The organism is Rhizobium sp. C104 (genome assembly GCF_022354505.1).
In the GTDB taxonomy this organism is placed as follows: domain Bacteria; phylum Pseudomonadota; class Alphaproteobacteria; order Rhizobiales; family Rhizobiaceae; genus Rhizobium; species Rhizobium redzepovicii.
In genome coordinates, this window is sequence record NZ_CP092348.1 from 3,811,447 (window position 1) to 3,836,740 (window position 25,294).

The 25,294-nt window shown below is 61.1% G+C and carries 23 protein-coding genes and 2 pseudogenes; 16 read left to right on the forward strand and 9 right to left on the reverse strand.

All coding sequences use genetic code 11. From position 1 onward, the window contains the following. Positions 1-201: 201 nt before the first annotated feature. Both MF410_RS19920 and MF410_RS19925 read right to left on the reverse strand, forming a co-directional pair. Positions 202-975, reverse strand: coding sequence for an amino acid ABC transporter substrate-binding protein (locus MF410_RS19920; protein WP_097625023.1), 774 nt, complete (start codon positions 973-975; stop codon positions 202-204). A gap of 153 nt (positions 976-1,128) precedes the next feature. After that, positions 1,129-1,986, reverse strand: coding sequence for a DMT family transporter (locus MF410_RS19925; RefSeq protein WP_097625022.1), 858 nt, complete (start codon positions 1,984-1,986; stop codon positions 1,129-1,131). A 202-nt stretch (positions 1,987-2,188) separates the two neighbouring features. Here MF410_RS19925 and MF410_RS19930 point away from each other — a divergent pair. The 4 genes and pseudogenes from MF410_RS19930 (at position 2,189) to hisC (ending at position 6,647) form a co-directional block, all read left to right on the forward strand. Beyond that, a pseudogene (locus tag MF410_RS19930) lies at positions 2,189-2,964 on the forward strand (DeoR/GlpR family DNA-binding transcription regulator). Positions 2,965-3,028: 64 nt separating this feature from the next. Beyond that, on the forward strand, positions 3,029-4,222 hold the full coding sequence (locus MF410_RS19935) for an MFS transporter (protein ID WP_097625020.1): 1,194 nt from the start codon (positions 3,029-3,031) through the stop codon (positions 4,220-4,222). Positions 4,223-4,318: 96 nt separating this feature from the next. Further along, positions 4,319-5,569 (forward strand): flavodoxin-dependent (E)-4-hydroxy-3-methylbut-2-enyl-diphosphate synthase, encoded by a 1,251-nt coding sequence (gene ispG / locus MF410_RS19940; protein WP_097625019.1) that lies wholly within the window; start codon positions 4,319-4,321, stop codon positions 5,567-5,569. 16 nt (positions 5,570-5,585) lie between these two features. Further along, on the forward strand, positions 5,586-6,647 hold the full coding sequence (hisC, locus tag MF410_RS19945; protein ID WP_097625018.1) for a histidinol-phosphate transaminase: 1,062 nt from the start codon (positions 5,586-5,588) through the stop codon (positions 6,645-6,647). A gap of 8 nt (positions 6,648-6,655) precedes the next feature. On the opposite strand, the gene MF410_RS19950 is transcribed toward hisC, so the two are convergent. Next, on the reverse strand, positions 6,656-7,570 hold the full coding sequence (locus MF410_RS19950) for a polyprenyl synthetase family protein (RefSeq protein WP_097625017.1): 915 nt from the start codon (positions 7,568-7,570) through the stop codon (positions 6,656-6,658). A 134-nt stretch (positions 7,571-7,704) separates the two neighbouring features. Between MF410_RS19950 and MF410_RS19955 the strand changes: the two genes are divergently transcribed. From MF410_RS19955 to MF410_RS19975, 5 genes are all read left to right on the forward strand, one after another. Beyond that, a complete protein-coding gene (locus MF410_RS19955) occupies positions 7,705-8,442 on the forward strand; it encodes a transglycosylase domain-containing protein (protein ID WP_097625016.1) in 738 nt (245 codons plus the stop codon). 95 nt (positions 8,443-8,537) lie between these two features. Then, positions 8,538-9,260: a DUF1868 domain-containing protein gene (locus MF410_RS19960; RefSeq protein ID WP_097625015.1), complete on the forward strand. Its 723-nt coding sequence runs from the start codon at positions 8,538-8,540 to the stop codon at positions 9,258-9,260. A gap of 13 nt (positions 9,261-9,273) precedes the next feature. Beyond that, entirely contained in the window at positions 9,274-9,921 is a 648-nt protein-coding gene (locus MF410_RS19965) for a glutathione S-transferase family protein (protein WP_097625014.1), read from the forward strand. Between the two features lie 155 nt (positions 9,922-10,076). After that, complete coding sequence (gene rpmF / locus MF410_RS19970) at positions 10,077-10,262, forward strand: 50S ribosomal protein L32 (protein WP_003543812.1); 186 nt, start codon at positions 10,077-10,079, stop codon at positions 10,260-10,262. Positions 10,263-10,405: 143 nt separating this feature from the next. Then, the gene (locus MF410_RS19975) at positions 10,406-10,813 is read left to right on the forward strand and encodes a hypothetical protein (RefSeq protein ID WP_003589652.1); all 408 of its coding nucleotides are present in this window, start codon (positions 10,406-10,408) and stop codon (positions 10,811-10,813) included. On the opposite strand, the gene phaR is transcribed toward MF410_RS19975, so the two are convergent. After that, on the reverse strand, positions 10,808-11,380 hold the full coding sequence (gene phaR / locus MF410_RS19980; protein ID WP_003583046.1) for a polyhydroxyalkanoate synthesis repressor PhaR: 573 nt from the start codon (positions 11,378-11,380) through the stop codon (positions 10,808-10,810). The genes MF410_RS19975 and phaR overlap by 6 nt on opposite strands. A 238-nt stretch (positions 11,381-11,618) precedes the next feature. On the opposite strand from phaR, the gene MF410_RS19985 reads away from it, so the two are divergent. After that, entirely contained in the window at positions 11,619-12,800 is a 1,182-nt protein-coding gene (locus tag MF410_RS19985; protein WP_097625013.1) for an acetyl-CoA C-acetyltransferase, read from the forward strand. Between the two features lie 69 nt (positions 12,801-12,869). Continuing rightward, positions 12,870-13,595 (forward strand): beta-ketoacyl-ACP reductase, encoded by a 726-nt coding sequence (locus MF410_RS19990; protein ID WP_012559314.1) that lies wholly within the window; start codon positions 12,870-12,872, stop codon positions 13,593-13,595. 91 nt (positions 13,596-13,686) lie between these two features. Here MF410_RS19990 and MF410_RS19995 read toward each other — a convergent pair whose 3' ends face one another. From MF410_RS19995 to MF410_RS20005, 3 genes are all read right to left on the reverse strand, one after another. Then, positions 13,687-13,845, reverse strand: coding sequence for a hypothetical protein (locus MF410_RS19995; protein ID WP_165503890.1), 159 nt, complete (start codon positions 13,843-13,845; stop codon positions 13,687-13,689). 194 nt (positions 13,846-14,039) lie between these two features. After that, positions 14,040-14,300 carry a glycine zipper domain-containing protein gene (locus tag MF410_RS20000; protein ID WP_003543792.1) on the reverse strand — a complete coding sequence of 87 codons (261 nt, stop codon included), beginning with the start codon at positions 14,298-14,300 and terminating at the stop codon, positions 14,040-14,042. Positions 14,301-14,327: 27 nt separating this feature from the next. Then, on the reverse strand, positions 14,328-14,483 hold the full coding sequence (locus MF410_RS20005; RefSeq protein WP_003543790.1) for a DUF3309 family protein: 156 nt from the start codon (positions 14,481-14,483) through the stop codon (positions 14,328-14,330). 816 nt (positions 14,484-15,299) lie between these two features. Between MF410_RS20005 and MF410_RS20010 the strand changes: the two genes are divergently transcribed. From MF410_RS20010 to MF410_RS20030, 5 genes and pseudogenes are all read left to right on the forward strand, one after another. After that, positions 15,300-18,503 carry a helicase-related protein gene (locus MF410_RS20010; protein WP_239619996.1) on the forward strand — a complete coding sequence of 1,068 codons (3,204 nt, stop codon included), beginning with the start codon at positions 15,300-15,302 and terminating at the stop codon, positions 18,501-18,503. Positions 18,504-18,505: 2 nt separating this feature from the next. Beyond that, a pseudogene (locus MF410_RS20015) lies at positions 18,506-18,911 on the forward strand (RNA-binding S4 domain-containing protein). Between the two features lie 193 nt (positions 18,912-19,104). Beyond that, on the forward strand, positions 19,105-19,443 hold the full coding sequence (gene fdxA / locus MF410_RS20020; protein WP_007632346.1) for a ferredoxin FdxA: 339 nt from the start codon (positions 19,105-19,107) through the stop codon (positions 19,441-19,443). A gap of 395 nt (positions 19,444-19,838) precedes the next feature. Continuing rightward, positions 19,839-20,411, forward strand: coding sequence for a CarD family transcriptional regulator (locus MF410_RS20025; RefSeq protein ID WP_003543775.1), 573 nt, complete (start codon positions 19,839-19,841; stop codon positions 20,409-20,411). Positions 20,412-20,788: 377 nt separating this feature from the next. Next, positions 20,789-21,652, forward strand: coding sequence for an RNA polymerase factor sigma-32 (locus MF410_RS20030; RefSeq protein WP_097625011.1), 864 nt, complete (start codon positions 20,789-20,791; stop codon positions 21,650-21,652). 102 nt (positions 21,653-21,754) lie between these two features. On the opposite strand, the gene MF410_RS20035 is transcribed toward MF410_RS20030, so the two are convergent. Together MF410_RS20035 and MF410_RS20040 are read right to left on the reverse strand one after the other, a co-directional pair. After that, the gene (locus MF410_RS20035; protein ID WP_097625010.1) at positions 21,755-23,299 is read right to left on the reverse strand and encodes a M48 family metalloprotease; all 1,545 of its coding nucleotides are present in this window, start codon (positions 23,297-23,299) and stop codon (positions 21,755-21,757) included. 382 nt (positions 23,300-23,681) lie between these two features. After that, positions 23,682-25,220 carry an MDR family MFS transporter gene (locus MF410_RS20040; RefSeq protein WP_097625009.1) on the reverse strand — a complete coding sequence of 513 codons (1,539 nt, stop codon included), beginning with the start codon at positions 25,218-25,220 and terminating at the stop codon, positions 23,682-23,684. Positions 25,221-25,294 lie beyond the last annotated feature (74 nt).

A 25,294-nucleotide genomic window follows, 5' to 3' on the forward strand; every position in this document is an offset into this window, starting at 1 on the left:
GCTCCCTCTCGTGGATTGGTGCGTTCGAGCTGTACCCCTCCCCAACCCCTCCCCACAAGGGGGAGGGACTTGCCCAGTCTCTCGCCGCGCGAAATAGCAGCCGAACTGCGGGCCGAAACGGTTATTTTGAGATGAGGCGGTCCGCCTTCGAAATCCCTCCCTTGTGGGGAGGGGTTGGGGAGGGGACTTTCTTGAATGGACTTACTTCGAAACGTCCTGGCCGAAATACTTGTCGGCGATCTTCTTATAAGTGCCGTCGGCCTTGATGTCGGCGAGCGCCTTGTTGATTTCGGCCAGAAGCTCCGGCTCATTCTTGCGGATGATGACGCCGGAATAATCGGCATTTTCCTGTTCGGCGGCGATCTTCACCGGCGCGTCCGGCTTGTGCTTCTTGAAATCGAGGAAGGAGAGGCTGTCGTTGATCGTCGCGTCGGCGCGCTTGGTCAGCACGAGCTGGATCGACTGGTCGAAACCATCGGTGCCGACGAGTTCGGCGCCGGCTTCGGTTGCGATCTTGCCGAAGTTGCTGGTCAGCGACTGGGCGGATTTCTTGCCCTTCAGGTCTGCGAAGGTCTTGATGCTGTCGTCGCCGTCGCGGACGATCAGCACGGCCTTGGAGGCGATATAGGGCTCGGAGAAATCATATTTCTGCTTGCGGGCTTCGGTGATGCCGACCTGGTTGATGACGGTGTCGTAGCGCTTGGCATCGAGGCCGGCGATCAGGCCATCCCACTTGCCTTCGACGAACTCGGCCTTGACGCCGAGCTTGGCAGCGATCGCTTCGCCGATCTCGACGTCGAAGCCGACGAGCTTGCCGCTTTCGTCATGATAGGTGAAGGGCGCATAGGTGCCCTCGGTACCGATCTTGAAGACGCCGGCCGATTTGATGGCGGCGAGGTTTTCGCCGGCATGGGCGGGCAGGAGGGCGGCGGCCTGAATGAGGGCGGCTACGGCGACGGTTTTCAACCAGTTCATTGTTTTATCCATCCTTGGGAGGTTGTCATCGGATGAGGGATAGTTCGCAGAAATTTAGGGCGCCGGAAGCGTAAAAAACTGCGAATAAAAGCAGCAACTGCAAATATTTTTCTCAAGCGGCCGTCTGAGCTGTGAATCCTGCAGAAACGGGCATCACGCCGCGATGCGGCGGCGCAGCTTTTCGCTGACGATGATAATCAGTCCGGCGGCGAGGATCATGGCCGCGCCGAATACGACATTGGGCGTGGGGATATCGGCCCATATCAGATGACCCAAGAGAAAGGCCCAGACGAGGGAAGTATATTCGAACGGCGCGAGCACGGAGACCGGCGCCTGCCGCATGCCCTCGAAGAGAGCGAACTGCGCGGATCCGGCGACGACGCCGGTGGCAATGAGAAGCGGCAGCTGTGCCATGTCGGGGGTCTTCCATGTGCAGAGAACGGCAACACCGGTCATCACAAGGAAAAAGACGTTGGAAACGGTAAGCTGGACGATGGTTTTCTCGTGCAGCGAAGTCTTGCGCAGCAGCACCATGGCCGAGGCCCAGAGAACGGCTGCCTGCAGTGCCAGGTAAACCGGCCAGGAAATGGTGAGACCGATGGGGTTGCAGGCAATTAGCACGCCGACGAAACCGACGCCGACGGCAAGCCAGCGCGCAGGCGTGACCTCTTCTTTCAAGATGAGCCATGCAAGCACGGTGCCGACGATGGGTGCTGCGTAATAGAGCGTCGTCACTTCGGCCAGCTGCAGGCGGCTTGCCGCGGAATAATAGGAAAGCCAGGCACAGAGAAGAAGGATGCTGCGGGCGATCATCGGCTTGATGATCGGCGATCGCATCGTCTGGCGGACGAGCTTGCCGCGGCCAAAGGTAAGGATGGTGAGACTGCGGAAAAACAGGATCTGCCAGACCGGAATGCTTGAGGTCAGGATCTTGATAATCGCATCATGGAATGTGAACGCCATATAGGCGAGGCTCGTGAGCAGGATGCCCAGGCTGACGGAGTTTTTCACGGGAGCGCACCAGATGGCAGAATGCCGGCGGGGAAGTGGGGAATGGTCGATCGATAGGCCTCTTGACCGGTCAATAGGCGATCTTTCGCATGGTGGAGCTTTGTTTCACAACGTCAGGAAATGTGTGTTTGTGCATATTGTGTGCCGGATCATAAGCGTTTATGCACGTTTCTAGTTTCACAGATTTCAATCCGGTAAAAACATGCAGGATTTTTTGTTGCGCGAGCGCCAGGGCGTGATTTCCGAGAGGCTGCGGCTGAACGGCCGCGTGCTGGCGACGGAACTTGCGCTCGAATTCGGCGTCTCCGAAGATACGGTGCGGCGCGATCTGCGCGAAATGGCCGCGGCAGGGCTTTGCGAGCGGGTCTATGGCGGCGCATTGCCGATCTCGCCGGCGCATGGAAGTCTGACACAGCGGATCGGTTTTGCCGTTGACCGGAAACGGGCGCTGGCGCGCGCTGCGACACAGCAGATTGCCGCCGGTTCGACGGTATTCTTCGATGCCGGCAGCACCAATCTGGCGATTGCCAACGCACTGCCGGCTGAACTTGCGCTGACGGCTGCAACGAATGCGCCGGCGATCGCCGCGGCGCTGATCGACAAGCCTGCCGTCAACGTCATTTTGATCGGCGGAATGGTGGACCGGCAGACGGGCGGTTCGCTCGGTGCCAAAGCCTTGCGGGATATGGAGCAGATTTCGCCCGATCTCTGCATTCTCGGCGCCTGCGGCGTCGATCTTGAGGCCGGCATCACCGTGTTCGGTTTCGAAGATGCCGAGTTCAAGCGCTATGCGGCGTCGCGAAGCAGAAAGGTATTGGTGGCGGCAACCTCGGAGAAATTCGGCACTGCCGCCCCCATAGCATTCTGCCAGTTGCCCATTGCGAATGCCTGGTGGTCGAGCACGATGCCGATCCGGCCATTCTCGCCGATTACCGCGCGCGCGGATGCAGGACCGTCGTCGCCGAGAAAACGAACTGAGACCCTCGTCATCGAGTTTAGGGAAACCGGGCGTGCAAGCCCGGCAATGAGGAAAGACCGAGAAATGGACAGTCATGTGAATGCGCCGCCGGCAGCTCGAAGCGGCTTCATCACCAGAAGCAGGGCGGCGGTTTCCCTGCTCTTTCTCATGAACGGCTTCGTCGTCGGCTGCTGGGCGCCGAAGATCCCGGATTTTGCCGAGCGGTTGGCGCTCTCCAAGTTCGAACTCGGGCTGATGATCCTTGTCTTCGGCGTCGGCTCGCTGGTGATGATGCCGATCGCCGGGGCGCAGATTGCCAAACACGGCTCGCGTATCGTCGTTCAGCTGCTGGCTGTCTGCGTGCTGCCGCTGCTCCTGGCATTGACGCTCGCGCCGAATGTGATCACCGGGGCAATCTCGCTCTTCCTGTTCGGCGGTTTTATCGGCGCCATGGATGTGGCGATGAATGCCAATGCCGTGTCGGTCGAAAAATCCATGCGTCGCTCCATCATGTCGTCCTGCCACGCTTTCTGGAGCCTCGGCGGGCTGATCGGCTCGGGTCTCGGCGGCATCGTGATCTCCAAGCTGGGCATTCTCGGCCATGCCGAACTGGCGACGGTGCTGGCGGCGATCTTTCTCGCGATCGCCTGGCCAATGATCCTGGCCGATCCGCCGCATCCCGATGCCAAGAAGGAAAAGACCAGGCTGCCGATGGTGCCGCTGCCGTGGCTGCTCGGATTGATGGCCTTGTTCTCCATGGTGCCGGAAGGCGCGGTTCTGGACTGGGGCGCGCTCTATCTCCGCCAGGAAATGGATGCCTCCGTGGCGCTCTCCGGCCTTGGTTTTGCAGCCTTTTCGGCGACGATGGCAATCATGCGCTTTGCCGGCGACCTGGTGCGCGACCGTCTGGGCGGCGTCAAAACGCTGCGGATCTGCACCGTGTTTGCCATCGTCGGCATGCTGCTTGCAGGTCTGGCGCCGAATGCGGAGATTGCCATTCTGGGCTTTGCCTTTTGCGGCATCGGCATCTCCAACATGGTGCCGATCGCCTTCTCGGCGGCGGGCAACATTCCCGGCCTCAAGCCCGGCATCGGCATCTCGGTCGTCACGACCATGGGCTATTCCGGCATGCTGGTTGCGCCGTCCTTGATCGGCTTCGTCGCCGAGCATGTCGGCTTTGCGGCGGTCTTCATGGCGCTGCCGGTACTCCTGCTCGTCGTTCTGCTGTTCTCCAAACTAGCCCGTTATGCCGACGGAGTCTCCGGCGGCGGCCATTAAGCCGCCTCCCAACAAAAGTGATATCAGGAGCGGTTGACAAGAAAGCAGTCATGATCCACCTGAAAGGCACTGTTTTCAGGGGTCCAGGAACTCTTAATGTCTCCAATTGCCGATTTTGATCCGAAACCGCGCCGCGCATCCGTTGCCGTCGATGTCGGCGGCGTCATCGTTGGCGGCGGGGCGCCGGTCGTCGTGCAATCGATGACGAACACCGATACGGCCGATATCGATTCGACCGTCGCGCAGGTCGCCGCACTCCACCGGGCTGGCTCGGAGCTGGTGCGCATCACCGTCGACCGAGACGAAAGTGCGGCCGCCGTGCCGAAGATCCGCGAGCGGCTGTTGCGGCTCGGCATGGACGTGCCATTGATCGGCGACTTCCACTATATCGGCCACAAACTGCTTGCCGATCATCCTGATTGTGCCGCAGCGCTGGCGAAATACCGCATCAACCCCGGCAATGTCGGCTTCAAGGACAAGAAGGACAAGCAGTTCGCCGAGATCATCGAGATGGCGATCCGCTATGACAAGCCGGTGCGCATCGGCGTCAACTGGGGTTCGCTCGATCAGGATCTCCTGACGGCGCTGATGGATGAGAATGCCGCAGCCGGCTCGCCGTTTTCGGCCCGGCAGGTGACGCGCGAGGCGATCGTGCAATCGGCGCTGCTTTCGGCGGCCCTTGCCCAAGAGATCGGCTTGCCGCGCAACCGCATCATCCTGTCGGCCAAGGTCAGCCAGGTCCAGGACCTGATCGCCGTCAATTCCATGCTCGCCGAGCGTTCCAATCACGCGCTGCATCTCGGCCTGACCGAAGCCGGCATGGGCACCAAGGGCATCGTCGCTTCGTCGGCGGCGATGGGCTTCGTGCTGCAGCAGGGCATCGGCGATACGATCCGCGTGTCGCTGACACCGGAGCCGAACGGCGACCGCACGCGCGAAGTTCAGGTGGCGCAGGAAATCCTGCAGGTCATGGGCTTCCGCCAGTTCGTGCCCGTCGTTGCCGCCTGTCCCGGCTGCGGACGCACGACGTCGACGGTGTTCCAGGAGCTTGCTCAGAACATCCAGAACGACATCCGCAAGAACATGCCGGTCTGGCGCGAGAAATATCCGGGCGTCGAGGCGCTGAACGTTGCCGTCATGGGCTGCATCGTCAACGGACCGGGCGAAAGCAAACATGCCGATATCGGCATTTCGCTTCCCGGCACCGGCGAGACTCCGGCAGCCCCCGTCTTTATCGACGGCCGGAAGGCGCTGACGTTGCGCGGTCCCAATATCGCCGCCGACTTCGAGGCGCTCGTCGTCGACTATATCGAGAAGCGTTTCGGCCAGCGGACGGCGGCGGAATGAAGGTCGGCGAATTCGCATGAGCCGCTACTGGTCGCCCATCGTCAGCAAGCTCCGACCCTACGTCGCCGGGGAGCAGCCCCGCATTCCCGGTCTGGTCAAGCTCAACACCAACGAGAACCCCTACGGGCCGTCCCCGAAGGCGATCGAAGCGATCGGCCAAGCGGCGGATGATCGTTTGCGGCTCTATCCCGATCCGGCGGCGACGGAATTGCGCGAGACGATCGCTGCCCGTCACGGCCTGACGGCGGATGAGGTCTTCGTCGGCAACGGCTCCGACGAGGTCCTTGCGCATACGTTTCAGGCGCTGCTGAAACATGAGCTGCCGCTTCTCTATCCCGATGTGAGCTACAGCTTCTATCCGACTTATAGCCTGCTATACGACATCGAAGCGATCGAAGTGCCGGTCGATGACAAGTTCCAGGTCCGGCTTGCGGATTACGACAGGCCGTGCGGTGCGATCATCATACCCAATCCGAATGCGCCGACCGGCATCGGCCTGCCGCTTGCCGACATAGAGGCGCTTGTCGCCGCCCATCCGGATGCGGTCGTGGTGATCGACGAGGCTTATGTCGATTTCGGCGGTGACAGCGCCATTCCGCTCATTTCCAAATATCCCAACCTGCTTGTCGTTCAGACCCTGTCGAAATCCCGCTCGTTTGCGGGCCTGCGAGTTGGCTTCGCGCTCGGACAGCGGGACCTGATCGAGGCGCTGGTGCGCGTCAAGGACAGCTTCAATTCCTATCCGCTCGATCGCCTGGCGCAGGTTGCCGCAACGGCAGCGATCAAGGACGAGGCGTGGTTCGAGACATGTCGGAGGAAGCTGATCGCCAGCCGGAACGGTCTCGTCCGGGACCTCGAAGCGTTGGAATTCGAAGTGCTGCCGTCTCAGGCGAATTTCGTTTTCGCAAGGCATGAAAGCCGGTCGGGTGCTGCGCTTCAAGCGGCTCTGCGGGAGCGTGGCGTTCTCGTCCGGCATTTCGCCAAGCCGCGCATTTCGGATTTCCTGCGCATCAGCATCGGCACGGACGAGGAATGCGCGCGTCTGGTTTCCGCCCTCAAGGAAATACTGGCAGCCTGAGTGACGCTTCAGCTCTTCCGGTCGGCGATGAAATGTGCCGCCGCGATCAGCGTCGAGGCGCGGGCGCCGTAGGGGGCAAGCAGCGCCTCGGCATCGCGGACATGCTGGCGGAGCTGCTCCTCGGCCCATTCGATGCCATGCAGCGCCACGAGCGTTCCCTTGCCGCGGGCCGCATCCTTGCCGGTCGCCTTGCCCATGGTCGCGGCATCAGAGGTCAGGTCGAGAATGTCGTCGGCGAGCTGAAAGGCAAGGCCGATCTTTTCGCCGAAAGCACGCAGGCGGCGACGATCTTCCGGCGGACTCGCCGCGATGAGGGCGCCGGCTTCGCAGGCGAAGCGGATCAGCGCGCCGGTTTTCATCGCCTGCAGGCGGATGATGCCGGCCTCGTCAGGGGCTTGTTTTTCCGCCGCGAGATCGAGCGCCTGGCCGCCGGCCATGCCGCCGAGACCGGCGGCGCGGGCAAGCGCCAGCACCAGCGAGGCCTTGCTCGTATCGGCAAGCGTAGTTTCCGGCGCGGCGATGATATCGAAGGCGTAGGTCAGCAGGCTGTCGCCTGCGAGGATCGCGGTGGCTTCATCGAACTTAATATGAACAGTCGGTTTGCCGCGGCGGAGATCATCATCGTCCATGGCGGGCAGATCGTCATGCACCAGCGAATAACAGTGGACGCATTCGAGTGCGGCGCCGACGCGGCGTGCGGCCTCGGCATCACCGCCAAGAAGGGCGGCGCTTTCGACCACCAGGAACGGGCGCAGCCGCTTGCCGCCGTTCAGCACGGCATAGTGCATGGCGCTGCGCAGCGTCTCGGGCCTGGCGATTTCGTCGGAAAGGGCGTTCGGTAAAAGCAATGCATCGAGCAGCGCCTCGATCTCGCGGGCGTTGTTCTTCAGCCTCGTCTCGAAAGTGTCCCGGTTCGCATCCATGGGCGCTGTTTGGCATGAGCGCCCCCGGGCTTGCAACGGAATTGTCGATGGCGCGGCAAGATTCGCCACGCACTCTGGCATAAGCGGCCTACAGGCGTTATGAGAACGACAGGAGCGAAATCGGGTTGGGGACATTGGATATAGCGCCGGAGAGAGAGGACATCGCCGACATGCCGGCTCGCCGGCAATGGTTCGGAGACCGGCGCGTGTTGAAACGCATCGTGCTTGCCGTGCTGGCGCTGGTGATCCTTCCTTACGCGCTGATCTTTTTCTACGTGCTGCCGTTCATTCACCCCGTCTCGACGCTGATGCTGCGCGATCTCGTACTGCTGCGCGGCTATGACCGCAGATGGGTGTCGCTTGATGAGATCGCCCCGGTTGTGGTGCAGTCGGTGATGATGTCCGAAGACGGGCAATATTGCTTTCACGGCGGTGTCGACTGGGCGGAAATGCGCCTGCTGGTCGAAGATACGCTGAAGGGCCAGGCAACGCGCGGCGGCAGCACCATCCCGATGCAGACGGCGAAGAACCTCTTTCTCTGGAACAGCCGCTCCTTCGTGCGCAAGGCGATGGAGCTTCCGCTGGCCGTCTCCACGGATTTCGTCCTGTCGAAACGGCGGCTGATGGAAATCTATCTCAACATCGCCGAATGGGGTCCGGGCATTTACGGCATCGAGGCGGCGGCTCAGCATCATTTCATGGTGCCGGCCTCGAAGCTGACACGGCGCCAGGCATCGCTGCTTGCGGTCTCGCTGCCGAACCCGATCGACCGCAATGCCGGCAAACCAGGCCGCGGCCTTCGCCGGCTTGCCGGCGTGATCGAGAGACGCGCACAGGGTTCCGGCGATTACATCAAATGCATCTATGAGTGAGAGCAGAACTTGTCATTGGTAGCCTCGAGCGTCATCTGACATTCTTGGTTCTGCCATATGGGCGGTGCAGTCCAAACAGAACCTTCGAGTCGCCCATGACCGCTACGATGTTTTCTCCCGAGCTTCTCTTCTATTCGAAGACGCACAATCCGAACCCGCCCGCCCATCTCGGCAGCCGTTATCGCAAGGTCGGCGGCTTTTTGCCTGAAGCCGGGAACACCATTGTCTGCCATGCCGAGAAAGGCTCGCGGACGCAGACGGTGCTAATCGAGGCGCGGGAGAAATATCTGGCGATGCCGGAGGCCCAGCAGTTCCTCTTCACGCCGATATCGAGCCTTCACATGACGCTTTTCGAAGGCGTCATCGAGACCAGGCGCCGGCAGGATTTCTGGCCGGGCGATCTTCCGCTCGAGACGCCGATCGGCGACATGACCGAACTGATGGCGGCGCGGCTCGAAGGTTTTTCGATGGCCGACCCCTTCAATGTCGCCGTGGTCGAAGCGCGCCCGTCGGGCCTGCTCCTCGACGGAGCGACGGAGAACGACCGCAAGGTCATGCGCGCCTGGCGCCACGCGTTTGCCGATCTCCTCGGCTATCGCCAGCCGAACCATGAAGACTACAAGTTTCACATGACCTTCGCCTATGCGATCGAACGGCTGGAGGACGAAGCCTTGCCGCGCTGGCAGGCGATGCTCGATGACGTTGCCGAGGACATCCGCCGCAAGGCCCCTGTTTTCGAGCTGACGCTACCGGCATTCTGCGTCTTCGAGGACATGAACCATTTCCACGAATTGCTGATTTTCGATTTCGACGTCTGAACGGGAGAAGCCCATGGATAGACCGACGCTCTATATCGCCAACAAGAACTATTCCTCCTGGTCTTTCCGGCCGTGGATGGCGCTGACGGGCCTCGGTATCGATTTCGAGGAGGTCCTGATCCCCTTCGACGACGCAGCGGGCAATCCCAATATCAAGGCCGTGTCTCCGACCGGGCGGGTGCCGCTTCTGCAGCATGGCGCGTTGAAGATCTGGGAATCGCTGGCGATCATCGAATATGCCGCCGAGCTGCATCCGGACGCCGGTCTTCTGCCCGCCGATCGCGCCCAGCGGGCGCTCGCCCGGTCGGTTTCGATGGAGATGCTCTCGAGCTTCCGGGCTCTGCGCAGCGCCTGCCCGATGAATATCCGCCGGCCGAAGGCGAGGATCGCGCTGCCGGATGGTGTCGATACCGATATTAGCCGCATCGAGGCGATCTGGCGGGATCTCTTGCAGCAATCCGGCGGGCCGTTTCTCTTCGGCGCTTTCGGGGGCGCAGATGCGATGTTTGCGCCCGTCGTCAACCGGTTCGAGATCTATGAGCTGGTCGACCGAAGCGATACGCTCGCCTATATGCAGACCATGAAGGCGCATCCGGCTTGGCGCAAATGGGAAGAGGCGGCGCGCGCCGAGCCTTGGGTTGTGCCGGAAGACGAAGTCTGAGGTGGGAATCATCGGCGTGTCAAAAAATATGCATGGGGACTGGTCAAGGCCGCGCCTTGCATGTATAAGCGCGCAAAATTCCGAAATCGCGACATGTCCGTTTCGGCCGCCAGTCTGGCCGTGGGAATGTTTTGCCCGCAAGTGGAGTAATAGAAATGGCTGTACCGAAGAGAAAAACAAGCCCGTCCAAGCGCGGGATGCGCCGTTCGGCTGATGCGCTGAAGGCTCCGACCTATGTCGAAGACAAGAACTCCGGCGAACTTCGCCGTCCGCATCACATCGACCTGAAGACCGGCATGTATCGCGGCCGCCAGGTTCTGACGCCGAAGGAAAGCGCATAATTTCCGATTAGGCTCGTCCGATCGAACGCTTAAAGGCCGGCGTCACGCCGGCCTTTTCATATTCAGCGATATAATATTTGCAATGACTTGCGGTGGGGCAATGCTTTGCGGCAGTATTCTTCCAGCCGCCAAGGAGATTGCCGATGATAGCTGCAATGCCGCTGATGATTATCCCGTTCGTTCTCTACAACCTGGCGATGCTCGGCCTGATGGGCGAGGGCGGTATTCCGGCGCTGCAGCATGACGTCATCGTGTTGTCGATGATATCAGGCGCGATCTGGAGCATGGCGCTCGGCGATCTTTTCATCGTCATCGCGCTCGTCGTGCTGTTCTTCGAAATCCTGAAAGCGACCAGAACGGGTCCCGGCAACCTCATCAACCACATATTGTCGATGCTGGTTTTCATCGCCTTCCTGGTCGAGTTTCTGCTCGTCCGAGATGCTGCAACGCAGGTCTTCTTCATTTTGATGACGATCGCTCTGATCGATGTGATTGGCGGGTTTGCCGTGTCGATCCGGAGCGCCGGACGGGATGTCTCGATCGGATTATAGGTTGTCGAGTTTGTTCTGAAGGGCGCGGAGCTGTTCCTTCAGCTCATCGATATCCTTGGCCTCGGCCTTGCGGCTTTCCTTGGCCGGCGGCGTCATGAAGGGCGAGAACATCTGCATCGCCTGCTGAAACAGCTCGGTGTTGCGGCGAACCTGGTCCTCGACCATCTGCATCGGCAGTTGCAGGTTCTTGCCGAGCGGCGTTTCACCGAAGGCCCGGTTTACCTGCTCGCGCATCTGGGATTGCTGTTCGCTGAAGGCGCGCATCGAATGTTCGAGAAAGCTCGGCACGACCATCTGCATCTGGTCTCCGTAATAGGTGATGAGCTGGCGCAGGAAGGAGATCGGGAGAAGCGTGTTGCCGGTCTTCGATTCCTGCTCGAAGATAATCTGGGTCAGCACCGAATGAGTGATGTCATCTCCGCTTTTTGCATCCTGGACGGTAAATTCTTCGCCCTTCTTCACCATCTCCGCCAGGTCTTCCAGCGTGACGTAGGTGCTGGTGCCTGTATTGTATAGGCGGCGATTGGCGTATTTCTTGATGACTATCTGACCCTCATGCTTCGCCATATCAGTCTCCTGGACCCCCGTCTGAATTATGGATATTCCTCCACTTCAGACTGTAAACGCAAAAGAAGGCCGGTGACAATCTCTTTGTGCGATGCGGCAAACCTTTCACAGAGCAGATGAATTCGGGCTTTCGCGTTCGTGCCGAAAAATGACCCCGGCCGGTCTTCGCGTTTGACTTGCGCTCCAAGCTTTGCCAGTTTCCTCTTATGTAAGTGAGACGAAAACGAGGAGCGTCCCCATGAGCAATTCATCCATCGTCATCGCCAGTGCAGGTCGAACGGCCGTCGGCTCGTTCAACGGCGCTTTCGCAACGGTTCCGGCGCATGAGCTCGGCGCGGCCGTCATCAAGGGTGCGCTCGCGCGCGCCGGCGTCGATGCCGGCGAAGTGGATGAGGTGATCCTCGGTCAGGTGCTCGCTGCAGGCGAGGGCCAGAACCCGGCGCGCCAGGCGGCGATAAAAGCCGGCATTCCGAAGGAGGCGACAGCCTGGGGCGTCAACCAGCTCTGCGGTTCGGGTCTGCGCGCCGTCGCGCTCGGCATGCAGCAGATCGCCACCGGCGACGCCAAGATCATCGTTGCCGGCGGCCAGGAATCCATGTCGATGGCACCGCATGCCATGCACTTGCGCGGCGGCGTCAAGATGGGCGACGCCAAGATGGTCGACACCATGATCAAGGACGGCCTGACCGATGCGTTCCACGGCTACCACATGGGCATCACCGCCGAGAATATCGCGCGTCAGTGGCAGCTTTCGCGTGACGAGCAGGATCAGTTCGCCGTCGCCTCGCAGAACAAGGCGGAGGCGGCGCAGAAGGCCGGCCGCTTTGCCGACGAGATCATCCCCTACATCATTCAGACGCGTAAGGGCGACGTTACGGTCGATGCCGACGAATATATCCGTCATGGCGCCACGCTGGAGGCGATGGGTAAGCTGCGCCCGGCCTTCGACAAGGAGGGCACGGTGACGGCAGCGAATGCTTCCGGCCTCAACGACGGCGCCGCTGCCGCGGTGCTGATGAGCGAAGCGGAGGCGGTCCGTCGCGGTATCCAGCCGCTCGCCCGCATCGTCTCTTGGGCGACCGCCGGCGTCGATCCTTCGATCATGGGCACCGGCCCGATCCCGGCGTCGCGCAAGGCGCTCGAAAAGGCCGGCTGGTCGGTCGGCGATCTCGATCTCGTCGAAGCCAACGAGGCTTTCGCGGCGCAGGCCTGCGCCGTCACCAAGGATCTCGGATGGGATCCTGCGATCGTCAACGTCAACGGCGGGGCGATCGCGATCGGCCATCCGATCGGCGCTTCCGGCGCGCGCGTTCTCAATACGCTGTTGTTCGAAATGAAGCGCCGCGGCGCCAAGAAGGGGCTGGCCACGCTTTGCATCGGTGGCGGCATGGGTGTCGCCATGTGCTTCGAAGCACTTTAAACAGCATACGATCCGTCATTGATTGAAAAATCCCGCCAGAGCGGGGCGAAAACAAAAGGGGAGCGGAACATGAGCAGAGTGGCTGTGGTCACCGGGGGTACGCGCGGCATTGGTGCGGCCATATCCGTGGCGCTGAAAAACGCCGGATACAGGGTTGCCGCCAATTATGCCGGCAACGACGAGAAGGCCAAAGCCTTCCACGACGCCACCGGCGTGCCGGTGTTCAAATGGGATGTTTCGGATTACGCCGCCTGCGGCGAGGGGATCGCCCGGATCGAAAGCGAGATCGGGCCGGTGGAAGTGCTCGTCAACAATGCCGGCATCACCCGCGACGCGATGTTCCACAAGATGACGCCGCAGCAGTGGCACGAGGTGATCAATACCAACCTCACCGGCCTGTTCAACATGACGCATCAGGTCTGGACCGGCATGCGTGACCGCAGCTTCGGCCGCATCGTCAATATTTCGTCGATCAACGGCCAGAAGGGGCAGATGGGTCAGGCGAACTATTCGGCGGCCAAAGCCGGCGATCTCGGCTTCACCAAGGCGCTGGCCCAGGAAGGGGCGGCCAAGAACATCACCGTCAATGCCATCTGCCCCGGTTACATCGGAACCGAGATGGTGCTCGCCGTGCCGGAGAAGGTGCTGAACGAACGTATCATTCCGCAGATTCCCGTCGGGCGTCTCGGCGAGCCTGAGGAAATTGCGCGCTGCGTTACCTTCCTCGCCTCCGACGATGCCGGCTTCATCACCGGCTCGACGCTGACCGCCAATGGCGGGCAGTTCTTCGTCTAACCGGCCCCGGAAATCGGAATCGACTTGAAAGCGATAGCGCGTCTTGCCGGACGCGCTATCGCTCTTTGTATGGATGCCCGCCGTGCGGACATCAGGAACGGCCGCCGGTGTTTTGGTGACGCCGTGGCGGAATCTTGACCGGCACGCGCTGCGGCGAGCGATCCTGGCCGCGAAGAGCTGAAATCGCGCTTGTGAGGAAAGCCAAGGCGATGAGAATGGCGACAGCGGAATTCAGGAAAATCTGACCCATGGAAGCGTTCCTTTCAGATGCGCCGGGCGGATTCGCCTGCCCACTGCGCTCATGAAGGAAATGTGCACCTGCCTGATGGAGGTCGGTAGGTTTGGCTTTGGCGACCGATCGTCAACGCCGCGTTGACGGAGGCGGCCATCAAAGAAAAACGGGCGCCGAAGCGCCCGTTGGGAAGTCCGATATGCTTTTGCCGATCAGTAGCGGCAACGGGCCTCGTAGCGGCGGCCGTAGCGGTCGCGATAGACGCAGTAGCCGCGGCGTTCGACCGACTGGCCGATGAGAGCGCCGGTCAGACCGCCGGCAACGGCGCCGACGGCGGCACCACCCCAGCTGTTGGTCACGGCACCGCCGATGACCGCGCCGGTGCCGGCGCCGATCGCCGTTCCCTGCTCGGTCGCTGTGCAGGATGCCAGGGCGCCGACGAGCGCACCAATAAGAACAATCTTCTTCATCATGTCGTAACTCCCCAGGTTTGTTGGCCTTTAGATGCGGCCCATGAGTACAAGGATAATGATAATCACGAGAACTAGCCCCAAACCGCCAGAAGGTCCATAGCCCCAGCCACGGCTATAACCCCAATTCGGCAAGGCTCCGATCAAGAGCAGAATGAGGATAACAAGAAGTATTGTGCCAAGCATGGTGTGTTTCCTTCATTTCATCCGCAATTTGAATGGACCAGAAACACGCATTGGCGATTTTTGTTCCCGGTTAAGCCAGGAAATGTGACGCGCTGGGACCCCCGCCCTATCGAAAACCTGCCCGTATGGTTAAAAAGGCGTTTAAATACAACATGTTGCGGTGAACAAAGGGAGAAGGTCCCGATGTCGCCGATTCGTCAGCGATTCGTTCCGTATTTGATCGGCGCGCCGCCGGCGACCATCCCGGCTTAACGGGATATGAATCCGGCTTCCGAAAGATTAATGCCGATGGACAAGGCGGAACGGGGACGCCGATCGGCGATACGCATATAGCGCATGGACCGAGTTTCGCCACCAGATGTGGCCGTGAACGAAAGGCGAAAACGATGCGGTCAGCGATTCGTCGCCGATTCGTTCCGGCTTTGGTCGAGAGGTTAATTTCAGGCGCAATTTTTGATTGTTCGCCACTGGCCGGATTCGCCGATGGCGGCGACGAAAATGCCAAGCGGAGGGAGTCAGACGATTCAGCATCTAGTGGGAAAAAGTGATTCAAAATCAATACTTAGCCGTGAACAAAAGCTGAATCATCGGGAGTCAGCGATTCGTCGCTGATTCGTTCTCACGCTGTTCCGAATCGCAAATACCGGCGGTCCGCGTGACTCGCCAAGGTCGTAATCCCGGCAGCATTTTAAAATCTGCCCTTGCGTTTGCGGCGGCGGCTGTCCATGTGTTCTCTGGCTTCCGTCGCGGGAGCACTGTTTTCCTGGGGGCTGCCCGCCTCATTTGCATGGACCATGACTTCTGACTTCGCAGCCGATGATTCTGAGCGGGCGCGGTGTGACCGCGGTGCTTGGGCCGACCAATACCGGTAAGACCCATTATGCCATCGAGCGCATGGTCGCTCACGGGACCGGCGTGATCGGCCTGCCGCTCAGGCTGCTGGCGCGTGAGGTCTATACGCGGGTGGTGGAGAAGGTCGGCGCGCAGAATGTGGCGCTGGTCACCGGCGAGGAAAAGATTTCGCCGCCCAATGCGCGCTTTTCGGTCTGCACCGTCGAGGCGATGCCGCGTGAGACCAAGGCCGCCTTCGTCGCAATCGACGAGGTGCAGCTCGCCGGCGATCTTGAGCGCGGCCATATCTTCACCGACCGCATCCTGCATCTTCGCGGCCGCGAGGAAACGCTGCTGCTCGGCGCGGCAACGATGCAGCCGATCCTGCAGCAGCTCCTGCCCGGCATCACGATCGTCGAGCGGCCGCGGCTTTCGCATCTTTTCTATGCCGGGCAGAAGAAGATCACCCGGCTGCCGCAGCGCTCGGCCATCGTCGCCTTCTCGGCCGACGAGGTCTATGCGATCGCCGAACTCATCCGCCGGCAGCGCGGCGGCGCGGCTGTCGTGCTCGGCGCGCTCAGCCCGCGCACCCGCAATGCGCAGGTGGCGCTTTATCAGGCGGGCGATGTCGAATATCTGGTGGCGACCGATGCGATCGGCATGGGCCTCAACCTCGATGTCGATCACGTCGCCTTCGCCCAGGACCGGAAGTTCGACGGCTACCAGTTTCGCAATCTCAATCCGGGCGAACTCGGCCAGATCGCCGGACGCGCCGGGCGGCACGTTCGCGACGGTACCTTCGGCGTCACCGGACAGGTTTCGCCCCTGGACGAGGAGCTGGTACAGCGCATCGAAGGGCATGAATTCGACAACGTCAAGGTTTTGCAGTGGCGCACCACCGAAATGGACTTCTCCTCGATCCAAGCGCTGCGCGCCAGCCTCGAGGCGGGACCGCGCGTAGCGGGGTTGACGCGGGCGCTGCCTGCGGTCGACCAGCAGGCGCTGGAACAGCTTTCACGTTATCCCGAGGTGATCAACCTTGCCGACAGGCCGGCCCGGGTCGAAAAACTCTGGGAGGCTTGCGCGCTTCCCGACTATCGGCGTATCACCCCGGCACAACATGCCGATCTTATCTCGACCCTCTTTTCCGATCTCGTGCGCTATGGCACGGTGAACGAGCAGTTTCTCGCGGAACAGGTTCATCGCTCCGATCGGACAGATGGGGAAATTGACACGCTTTCGGCGCGAATCGCGCAGATAAGAACCTGGACCTATGTTTCGAATCGGCCTGGTTGGCTTGCCGATCCGACACACTGGCAGGAAAAGACGCGGGAAATCGAAGATCGATTGTCCGACGCGTTACATGAAAGGTTGACGAAACGCTTTGTTGATCGCAGGACATCTGTGCTCATGAAGCGCCTGAGAGAGAATGCGATGCTGGAAGCTGAAATCAGTGTGAATGGCGATGTCTTCGTTGAAGGACATCATGTAGGGCAATTGAGCGGATTCCGCTTCACGCCGGTGGCGGGAACGGACGGACCGGATGCCAAGGCGGTTCAGGCTGCGTCGCAGAAAGCGCTCGCGCTCGAATTCGAGGCCCGTGCGGCTCGAATCCATGCCGCTGGCAACAGTGACCTGGCGATCGGTTCGGATGGCCTGATCCGTTGGATCGGCGACCCGGTGGCGCGGCTTTCGGGCAGCGATCACATCATGCGTCCGCGGGTGATTCTGCTGGCCGACGAGCAGTTGACGGGCAATGCCCGCGATCATGTCGCCGCCCGTGTCGAACGCTTCGTCAATCATCATATCAGCACGGTGCTGAAGCCGCTCGATGATCTGTCGCGCGCCGAGGACCTGCAGGGTCTGGCAAAGGGGCTCGCGTTCCAGCTCGTCGAAAACCTCGGCGTGCTGTTCCGCCGTGACGTGACCGAGGAGGTCAAGTCGCTCGATCAGGAGGCCCGCGCCTCGATGCGCCGCTACGGCGTGCGTTTCGGCGCTTACCATATTTTCGTTCCGGCACTTCTGAAGCCGGCGCCGGCCGAGCTCATCACGCTGCTCTGGGCGCTGAAGAACGACGGTTTGGACAAGCCGGGCTACGGCGATCTCATTCCGGTGCTTGCCGCCGGCCGCACCTCGGTCGTCACCGACCCAAGTTTCGAGCGGATGTTCTATAAGCTCGCCGGCTTCCGCTTCCTCGGCAAGCGTGCCGTGCGCATCGACATCCTCGAGCGGCTTGCCGATATCATCCGGCCGCTGCTGCAGTGGAAGCCCGGTCAGAGCAACCGGCCGGAGGGCGCCTATGACGGCCGCCGCTTCACGACGACGACGGCGATGCTGTCGATCCTCGGGGCGACGCTCGAGGACATGGAAGAAATCCTCAAGGGTCTCGGCTATCGCGCCGATGCGGTGAAGGCGGAAGAGGCATCGGCACATCTTGCGACGCAGGATGCGGCCTCAGTGCCGGCAACGGCCGCGGAAACGCCTGCCGACGATACAGCTGAAAAGGCCGATCACGACGATGCCGACGGCGCGACGGAAGAAACTGCCGCCGAGCCATCTGTGGCCGAGGCAGCTTCTGCTGATGTCGACACGCCGGTGGCGGAAACGGTGAAAACCGCGGCTCCTGATGAAGCGGTCGAGACATCTGCTCCTGATGAAGCTTCCGCGCCTGAGGAAGCGGTGTCCGCTTCCGAGGAAACCGGCGAGCCGGTGGAACCGAAGCCGGTTCTTCTGTGGCGTCTCGGCGGCCGCAACGACAATCAGCGCCAGGCGCGCGGCGGGCATGGCGAACGCCGTGGCGGCCAGGGCCAGGAGCGGGGCCAGAACCAGGAACGCGGCGACCGCAATCGCCGGCCGGGTGGTGGTGAAGGCGGCGATGGCAATCGCGGCGGCGAAGGCCGCGACAATAATCGTCACAACCGCGGCAAGGACGGCGGCAACCGCGATGGCGGCCGGCCGCAGCAGCCAAGAGGCGACCGCAACAACCAGCCACGGGGCGACCAGCCACGCGGTGACCGGCAGGACCGCAAGGATCGCGGCGAGCGAAATGACCGCAACGATCGCAACAACAACCGCGGCGGTTCGCAGCCGCTGCGCTTCGAAGCCAAGCCGCCGCGCAAGGAGAAGCCGATCGATCCGGATTCGCCTTTCGCCAAGCTCGCGGCTCTCAAGGAGCAGATGAAGAAGTAATCATGAGCGGGGAGACACAGCCGACAAGCGGTTCGCGCCAGCGCATCGACAAGTGGCTGTTCTTCGCGCGTATGGTGAAGTCGCGCTCGCTGGCGCAGAGCCATATCCAGTCGGGCCATGTGCGTATCAACGGCGAGCGCTGCAATCATCCGAGCCAGATGGTCAAGCCGGGCGACCGTATCGAGCTCGACGCTGGAGCGGCGCGACGTCGTTCTCGTCATGCGACTCGCCGGCGAGCGGCGGGGGCCTTACGAGGAGGCCCGCCTGCTCTACGAGGACCTGTCGCCGCCGCCGGATGAGGCAAAACGCCTCAGCCCCTACGAGCAGGCGATCCGGGCGACCGGCACCGGCCGGCCGACCAAAAAGGAACGACGCGCAATCGACAGGCTGATGTCGGACGAGGATTAGAAAACTCTGCCCGCGGTGGCGGCTTTTGCAGATCGTTTATCCTTGAAATCCGGCGTTAAAGCCGATACGTCACTGACAACCTGCCGGAAGCGTGCTTGCCTCCCAAGCCTGCCCACGCTTTTCCTCCGGCACGGGGATAGGCGCGACGTTCCAGGTTGCCCGGCCCCATCAGCATGGAATCCTGGAGTTCTTCATGACCTACGTCGTGACCGACAATTGCATCAAGTGCAAATACACCGATTGCGTGGAAGTCTGCCCCGTCGATTGCTTCTACGAGGGCGAGAATTTCCTCGTCATCCACCCCGACGAATGCATCGATTGCGGCGTCTGCGAACCTGAATGTCCCGCCGAGGCGATCAAGCCGGATACCGAGCCGGGCCTCGACAAATGGCTGAAGATCAACACCGAATATGCCACCATCTGGCCGAATATCACGGTCAAGAAGGAGCCGTTGCCGGAGGCCAAGGAGATGGATGGCGAGACCGGAAAGTTCGAGAAGTATTTCTCGGAAAAACCCGGTTCCGGCGATTGAGACGGCGGCCATAATCGGCCGCCGGATTGAGGCGGCTGTGGGGTAAAACGTTTTAAAAGCTGCGTGAGGAATATGGGGGACATGTGTTGCCCGCATGACTCAAGCGAAGCAAATTATTGATTTCCTCATATTTTTATGATAGGTTTCGTCTACTGTTCCATTTGTGGCATGACGCATGCCCAAAACCATCACGAAAGCAAAACCAAATCCGTACGCGGTTTCCGTGACATATCAACGCTTTGAGCGCCGGGTCCCAAGATCGTGCGCAAGAAGTTCTTTGCTTTTGCCCGATGGGACCAGAGTGAAGTCACCCGACGGATTCTACCGTCTCACCCGGGCCTGACTGACCCGGCTCCGGCCGCCGCCGGAAGCGTAACAGGGAGTTTTTGAATAGAATGACGACTCAGCAGAAAAAGCCTTCCACAGCACGCCATGGCTTCAAGACCGGTGAATCGATCGTCTACCCCGCTCACGGCGTCGGTACCATCACCGCTATTGAAGAGCAAGAAGTTGCCGGCATGAAGCTCGAACTTTTCGTTATCGATTTCGAAAAGGACAAGATGCGCCTGAAGGTTCCGGTCGCGAAGGCGATGAGCATCGGCATGCGCAAGCTTTCGGAAACGGATTTCGTCGAGCGTGCATTGAAGGTCGTGCAGGGCAAGGCCCGCGTCAAGCGCACTATGTGGTCCCGCCGCGCCCAGGAATACGATGCCAAGATCAATTCCGGCGACCTGATTTCCATCGCTGAAGTCGTGCGCGATCTCTATCGTGCCGAAAACCAACCTGAACAGTCCTATTCCGAGCGCCAGCTTTATGAGGCTGCACTCGACCGCATGGCGCGCGAAATCGCCGCCGTCAACAAGATGTCGGAAACCGAAGCCGTCCGCCTCGTCGAGACCAATCTCAACAAGGGTCCGAAGCGCGGCAAGGCGATCGAAGAAGACGATTCGCAGGACGAAGCCGCTTAAGGCGACCCTGTTTTTCTTTGTCAAAAAACCCGGTGCAAGCCGGGTTTTTTATTGGAACTTTTTCACGGCTGCCGCGTTTAACACACGTAATTGCGGACTGCTCGCCGGGCAATGTGCCTCGACGGGCGAACTGCTATTCCGTCAATGTTCGATGAGGAGCGGATCATGCCTTTTCAATATTGCCCATCCGGCAAGGTGAAGAAACAGGTCCAGCCCGGCCGTCTTAACGGCCCATGATGAGAAATAGGGCCTCCCCTGAAAAGTCCAGGGGCGAGGCCTTTATGCATTCAGATCCCCCATTCAGTCCGGACCGCGATGTTCCGGAAGGTGCGTTTTATTGTTCATTTAGGGCGAGAGGCCTGTTTCAGGAGATCGAAATGAAGAACATGTCTGCAGACCGGCGCATGATCAAGATCGCGATGGCCGCCCCCTACCTCGCCCGTCAGGAAGAGCACGATCTTGCCATCCGCTGGAAGGATCACGACGACCGCGGCGCGCGCAACCAGATCGCCATGGCCCATATGCGGCTCGTCATATCGATGGCGGGCAAGTTCCGCAATTTCGGCCTGCCAATGAGCGATCTTGTGCAGGAGGGCTATGTCGGCCTGCTCGAGGCGGCCGCCCGCTTCGAGCCGGAACGCGATGTGCGTTTTTCGACCTATGCAAGCTGGTGGATCAGGGCTTCGATTCAGGATTATATCCTGCGCAACTGGTCGATCGTGCGCGGCGGCACGAGCTCGGCCCAGAAGGCGCTGTTCTTCAATCTGCGTCGTCTGCGCGCCAAGCTCGCCAAGGGCGACACCCAGCTGACGCTGCAATCCATTCACCAGGAAATCGCCGCGGCGCTTGGCGTCAGCCTCGCCGATGTGCAGACGATGGATGCCAGGCTTTCCGGCAACGACGCCTCGCTGCAGGCGCCTTCGGTCTCCGGCGATGCCGAGAGTGCAGAGAAGATGGACTTCCTCGTCAGCGACGATCCCCTGCCGGATGAGCAGGTTTCCAACATGATCGACGGCGAGCGCCGCCGCGTCTGGCTCGCCTCGGCGCTGAAACATCTCAACGAACGCGAGATGAAAATCATCAGCGCCCGGCGTCTGGCGGAAGACGGCGCCACGCTCGAAGAACTCGGCGCCGATCTCGGTATTTCCAAGGAACGTGTGCGGCAGATCGAAAGCCGGGCGATGGAGAAGCTCCGCAGCGCGCTGGTCAACGCCGATCCGCACATGGCGGCCTATGCTTAGATTTAAAGTTCTGCTGCGTCCCGAGGGCGTCGAAAGACGCCCGGCGCCGTAACTTCGTTCCCCTCCAGCAGCACTGACTCGCCCGGCGTAAGCCGGGTTTTTTTATTCGGCGATGATCTTGACGCGATCGCCGGGTGAAACGGCTGCACCCGTGGGCAGGGCATTGATGAGTTTGAAGAGATCGAGTTTGCGATCGGTGCCCATCATGCGGGCGGCGAGCGTCGAGATGTTTTCACCCGGTCGGACGGTGACGACACGGATGCGCAGCGGCTTCAGCGAGGCTGCCTCCGCCGGCGTCATGCGCCGGAAACTTGCGCGCAGGACATTGGCGGTCGGCTCAAGGGCGTCGCTGCCTTTCGGCACGGCGGTCAGGAAACGGAAGATCTGCGAATTGTTGCGGATCACGGTAACGTCGAAATCCCAGCGATCCGCGCTTGCACGCGCTGTGGCTGCTTCCATGCCGTTGATGGTGACTGGCTGGATGGTCGACGGGTCGAGGCCGGTCACCCAGCCGCTGGAGATATAGTTGGTGAGGCTCTGGTTCTGATTGTCGGCGACGCCGTCGAAGCGGACAGCGATGTCGTTCGGGCCGGTGGCCATCACGGCTTCGACCTTGTTGTCGATGTGAAAATCCGGTGGCACGTCAAAGCGGATGCCGAGGCCTCCATGCAGGAAGGTCTGGCCGCGCACATAGCCTTCCTCCGGGCTGTCGCCGTAGAGCAGGCCGTCTATGCCGTCGAGATAATAGTCGCGGCCCTTGTCGCCGACCGACCCTTCCTGGCCGAAGGCCCGCGCATGGGTGCGGGCAAGCTCGATGCGCTGGGCGGAATTCGGATGGCTCGACAGGAAGTCGAGGCTTTGATCGGCTTCGGGATCGACCGACATGAAGCGGCTGTACGCCGCCATTGAATCGAGGAAGCGGGCAGCGGAATAGGGGTCGTAGCCGGCTTCGCCGAGCATGCGCACGCCGATGACATCGGCCTGCAATTCCTGCTGGCGGGAGAAGGCGGCGAGCCGCAGTTTGCCGCGGGCTAGCGCCTGCTTGCCGGCGATATCGCTGGAAAGGACCTCGGCGACGACGCGGCTGGCGATGACCTCAGCCTCTTCGCGCTTCTGCCGCTCGATGCCGTGGTTCGCCGTCACATGGCCCATCTCGTGCGACAGCACGGCGGCGACCTCGGAGGCGTCGTTGGCAAGGGCGAGCAGGCCGCGGGTGACGTAGAGATAGCCGCCCGGCAGCGCAAAGGCGTTGATCGCCGGTGAATTCAGGATGGTGATGCGGTAGGACTGGCTCGGATTTTCCGACACCGCCGTCAGCGCGCCGGCGATGCGGGCGACGAGGCGCTCGGTCTTGGCGTCCTTGTATTCGCCGCCGTAGCTTGCGACGATGCGCGGATGTTCGCGGGCGCCCATTGCCGCGCGCGGGTCGTTCTTCTGCACCTCGTCGACGATCTGCGGATTGGAAGAAGGCGACACGCTCGGCTGATAGGATTGCTCGATCAGCGTTTGACAGCCATTCAGCGCCATTGCGATGGTCGAAAGCAGCATCAGGCGACGCGCGAAGCGCCGGGGCGCGAAGATGGCATCACTGGAAAGCGCGGGCGATTTCCACGTCGTCAAGCTTTCCAGTCTGGTTCTCCGCATCATGTCGCTATTTTGCCGGTTCGCCGCAGATTGGCACCGACCGTGGCAAGGGGAATTCAACAGGTGCCCACCCCTGATCTCGCGCTGCACAATCGGCCGATACAAGTCCTTGCTGTAGCTGATTTACGCATCGGTTGCATAGCGAGACTCTGCTTAAATGTGGCGGCGTTGCATTTTGGCAAGCCTCGGGCGTTGAGGCCTCCCTTCGCTCGGATGAAATTATGGCGAAAGTTCCGTCAGAAAGCGGAGATTCGTCGACTGCGCGGAAAAAGAACGGCCCGATTGAAGCAATCGAGCTGATGGGGGCAGTCAGCCGGGAAAATTACAATCCTTGATGGTCCTGTTCCAGAAGAACGCCTTCCGATGAGGTATCCGCCCCGATTCGTTATTCCGCGGCTTCGGCCGTCGTCGGTTGTGGTCTTATCGTCTCGCCGGCGCGGGGCAGTTGCACAGGCTTCAGCATGAGAGCGGCCACAAGGCCGATCACCGCAAAGGCGCAGGCCGTCAGGAAGAGCGGCGAGAAGGCGGCGGCATAGAGGTCGGCGACAGACTGGCGGCTTGCTTCGGGAAGGGAAGCCATCATCTTCGGCGTCAGCTGCTCGATATCAGCGACACCGGGAATGGACACGCCGACCTTGTTAAGCTGAGAGGCGATGATGGCGCCATAGATGGAGATAGCGATCGACGCACCTCCCATGCGCGACAGCGTCACCGAACCGGTGGCGGCGCCGACGTCGCGGGCGGACGCTGCATTCTGCACGCCGATGACGGGAACCTGCTGGGCAAGGCCGATGCCGATACCATGCAGCATCATGATCGCGCCGATGAAAGCGATCGGCGTTCCCGCATGGATCTGCGACATCAGTGCGAAGGCGATGGCGCTGCAGGTCAGGCTTGCAATGGCGAAGGGCTTGTAGCGCCCCGTCTTCGAGATGATGCGGCCTGCGGACAGCGATCCGCAGACGAGGCCGCCCGTCAGAAGGATGAAGAGAAGGCCGGCGGCAGAGGGCGAAAGGCCGGTGGTGGTCTGGAGAAAGAGCGCGAGGTAATTGACCATGCCGATGGCGATGGCGCCGCCCATAATCGAGATCACCAGGAGCAGGTTGAAGGTCGAATTACGAAAGAGCTCCAGCGGCACGATCGGCTCCGGCGCGCGGCGTTCGACGAATACCCAAGTGACGGCGCAGACGACGCCGAAGGCGACGATGGCGATACTCTGCGGCGAGACCAATGCGCCGAACAGTTCGCTGCTGTCAGTGGCAAGCACGATACTGGTTGTCGTCAGCGCGAGCAGCAGCGCACCGGCATAATCGATCCTCGGGCGGCGATGCGGCTTGCGATAAGGTAACATCATGGCAAGTCCGGCGAGCGCGATCAGGCCGATCGGCACGTTGACGAGGAAAATCGAACGCCAGCCGAAAAGGTCGCTCATCGTGCCGCCGAGCACCGGACCGATCGCGCCGGACGCCATCAGCACGAGGCTGGAATAGCTCTGGTAACGCGCCCGCTCGCGCGGCTCGAACAAATCGGCATTGACCGCGAAGATCGACACCATGATGCCGCCGCCGCCGAGACCCTGCAGCACGCGGGCGGCGATTAGCGTGTTCATCGAGACCGCGAGGCCGCAGACCGCCGAGCCGACGGTGAAAATCATGATCGCCGCCATCATCACATATTTGCGGCCGAAGAGATCGCCGAGCTTGCCATAGAGCGGCATGACGGCGCTGAGCGCCAGGAGATAGGCCGAGCCGATCCAGCCGAAACGCTCGAGATGGCCGAATTCGCCGACGATCGTCGGCAGCGCCGTCGAAACGATCTGATTATCGAGCGTCGCCATGAACATGGCCGTCATCAGGAAGAAGAAGAGGATAAGCCGGCGACGAGGATCCGTCACGAGCGGCTGAGGCGCGAATTGCATGTCCATGGGAGCATCGTTCCGGGTTGGCCGCTTTTTATGTGCTGACAGCATATATTTGTCAATAGCACATTAATGACATC

Coding starts and splice junctions, on each gene's coding strand:
- MF410_RS19920 (WP_097625023.1), bottom strand. CDS start 975: ATGAACTGGTTGAAAACCGTCGCCGTAGCCGCCCTCATTCAGGCCGCC.
- MF410_RS19935 (WP_097625020.1), top strand. CDS start 3,029: ATGGACAGTCATGTGAATGCGCCGCCGGCAGCTCGAAGCGGCTTCATC.
- ispG (WP_097625019.1), top strand. CDS start 4,319: ATGTCTCCAATTGCCGATTTTGATCCGAAACCGCGCCGCGCATCCGTT.
- hisC (WP_097625018.1), top strand. CDS start 5,586: ATGAGCCGCTACTGGTCGCCCATCGTCAGCAAGCTCCGACCCTACGTC.
- MF410_RS19950 (WP_097625017.1), bottom strand. CDS start 7,570: ATGGATGCGAACCGGGACACTTTCGAGACGAGGCTGAAGAACAACGCC.
- MF410_RS19960 (WP_097625015.1), top strand. CDS start 8,538: ATGACCGCTACGATGTTTTCTCCCGAGCTTCTCTTCTATTCGAAGACG.
- MF410_RS19965 (WP_097625014.1), top strand. CDS start 9,274: ATGGATAGACCGACGCTCTATATCGCCAACAAGAACTATTCCTCCTGG.
- rpmF (WP_003543812.1), top strand. CDS start 10,077: ATGGCTGTACCGAAGAGAAAAACAAGCCCGTCCAAGCGCGGGATGCGC.
- MF410_RS19975 (WP_003589652.1), top strand. CDS start 10,406: ATGATAGCTGCAATGCCGCTGATGATTATCCCGTTCGTTCTCTACAAC.
- phaR (WP_003583046.1), bottom strand. CDS start 11,380: ATGGCGAAGCATGAGGGTCAGATAGTCATCAAGAAATACGCCAATCGC.
- MF410_RS19985 (WP_097625013.1), top strand. CDS start 11,619: ATGAGCAATTCATCCATCGTCATCGCCAGTGCAGGTCGAACGGCCGTC.
- MF410_RS19990 (WP_012559314.1), top strand. CDS start 12,870: ATGAGCAGAGTGGCTGTGGTCACCGGGGGTACGCGCGGCATTGGTGCG.
- MF410_RS19995 (WP_165503890.1), bottom strand. CDS start 13,845: ATGGGTCAGATTTTCCTGAATTCCGCTGTCGCCATTCTCATCGCCTTG.
- MF410_RS20000 (WP_003543792.1), bottom strand. CDS start 14,300: ATGATGAAGAAGATTGTTCTTATTGGTGCGCTCGTCGGCGCCCTGGCA.
- MF410_RS20005 (WP_003543790.1), bottom strand. CDS start 14,483: ATGCTTGGCACAATACTTCTTGTTATCCTCATTCTGCTCTTGATCGGA.
- MF410_RS20010 (WP_239619996.1), top strand. CDS start 15,300: ATGATTCTGAGCGGGCGCGGTGTGACCGCGGTGCTTGGGCCGACCAAT.
- fdxA (WP_007632346.1), top strand. CDS start 19,105: ATGACCTACGTCGTGACCGACAATTGCATCAAGTGCAAATACACCGAT.
- MF410_RS20025 (WP_003543775.1), top strand. CDS start 19,839: ATGACGACTCAGCAGAAAAAGCCTTCCACAGCACGCCATGGCTTCAAG.
- MF410_RS20030 (WP_097625011.1), top strand. CDS start 20,789: ATGAAGAACATGTCTGCAGACCGGCGCATGATCAAGATCGCGATGGCC.
- MF410_RS20035 (WP_097625010.1), bottom strand. CDS start 23,299: ATGATGCGGAGAACCAGACTGGAAAGCTTGACGACGTGGAAATCGCCC.
- MF410_RS20040 (WP_097625009.1), bottom strand. CDS start 25,220: ATGGACATGCAATTCGCGCCTCAGCCGCTCGTGACGGATCCTCGTCGC.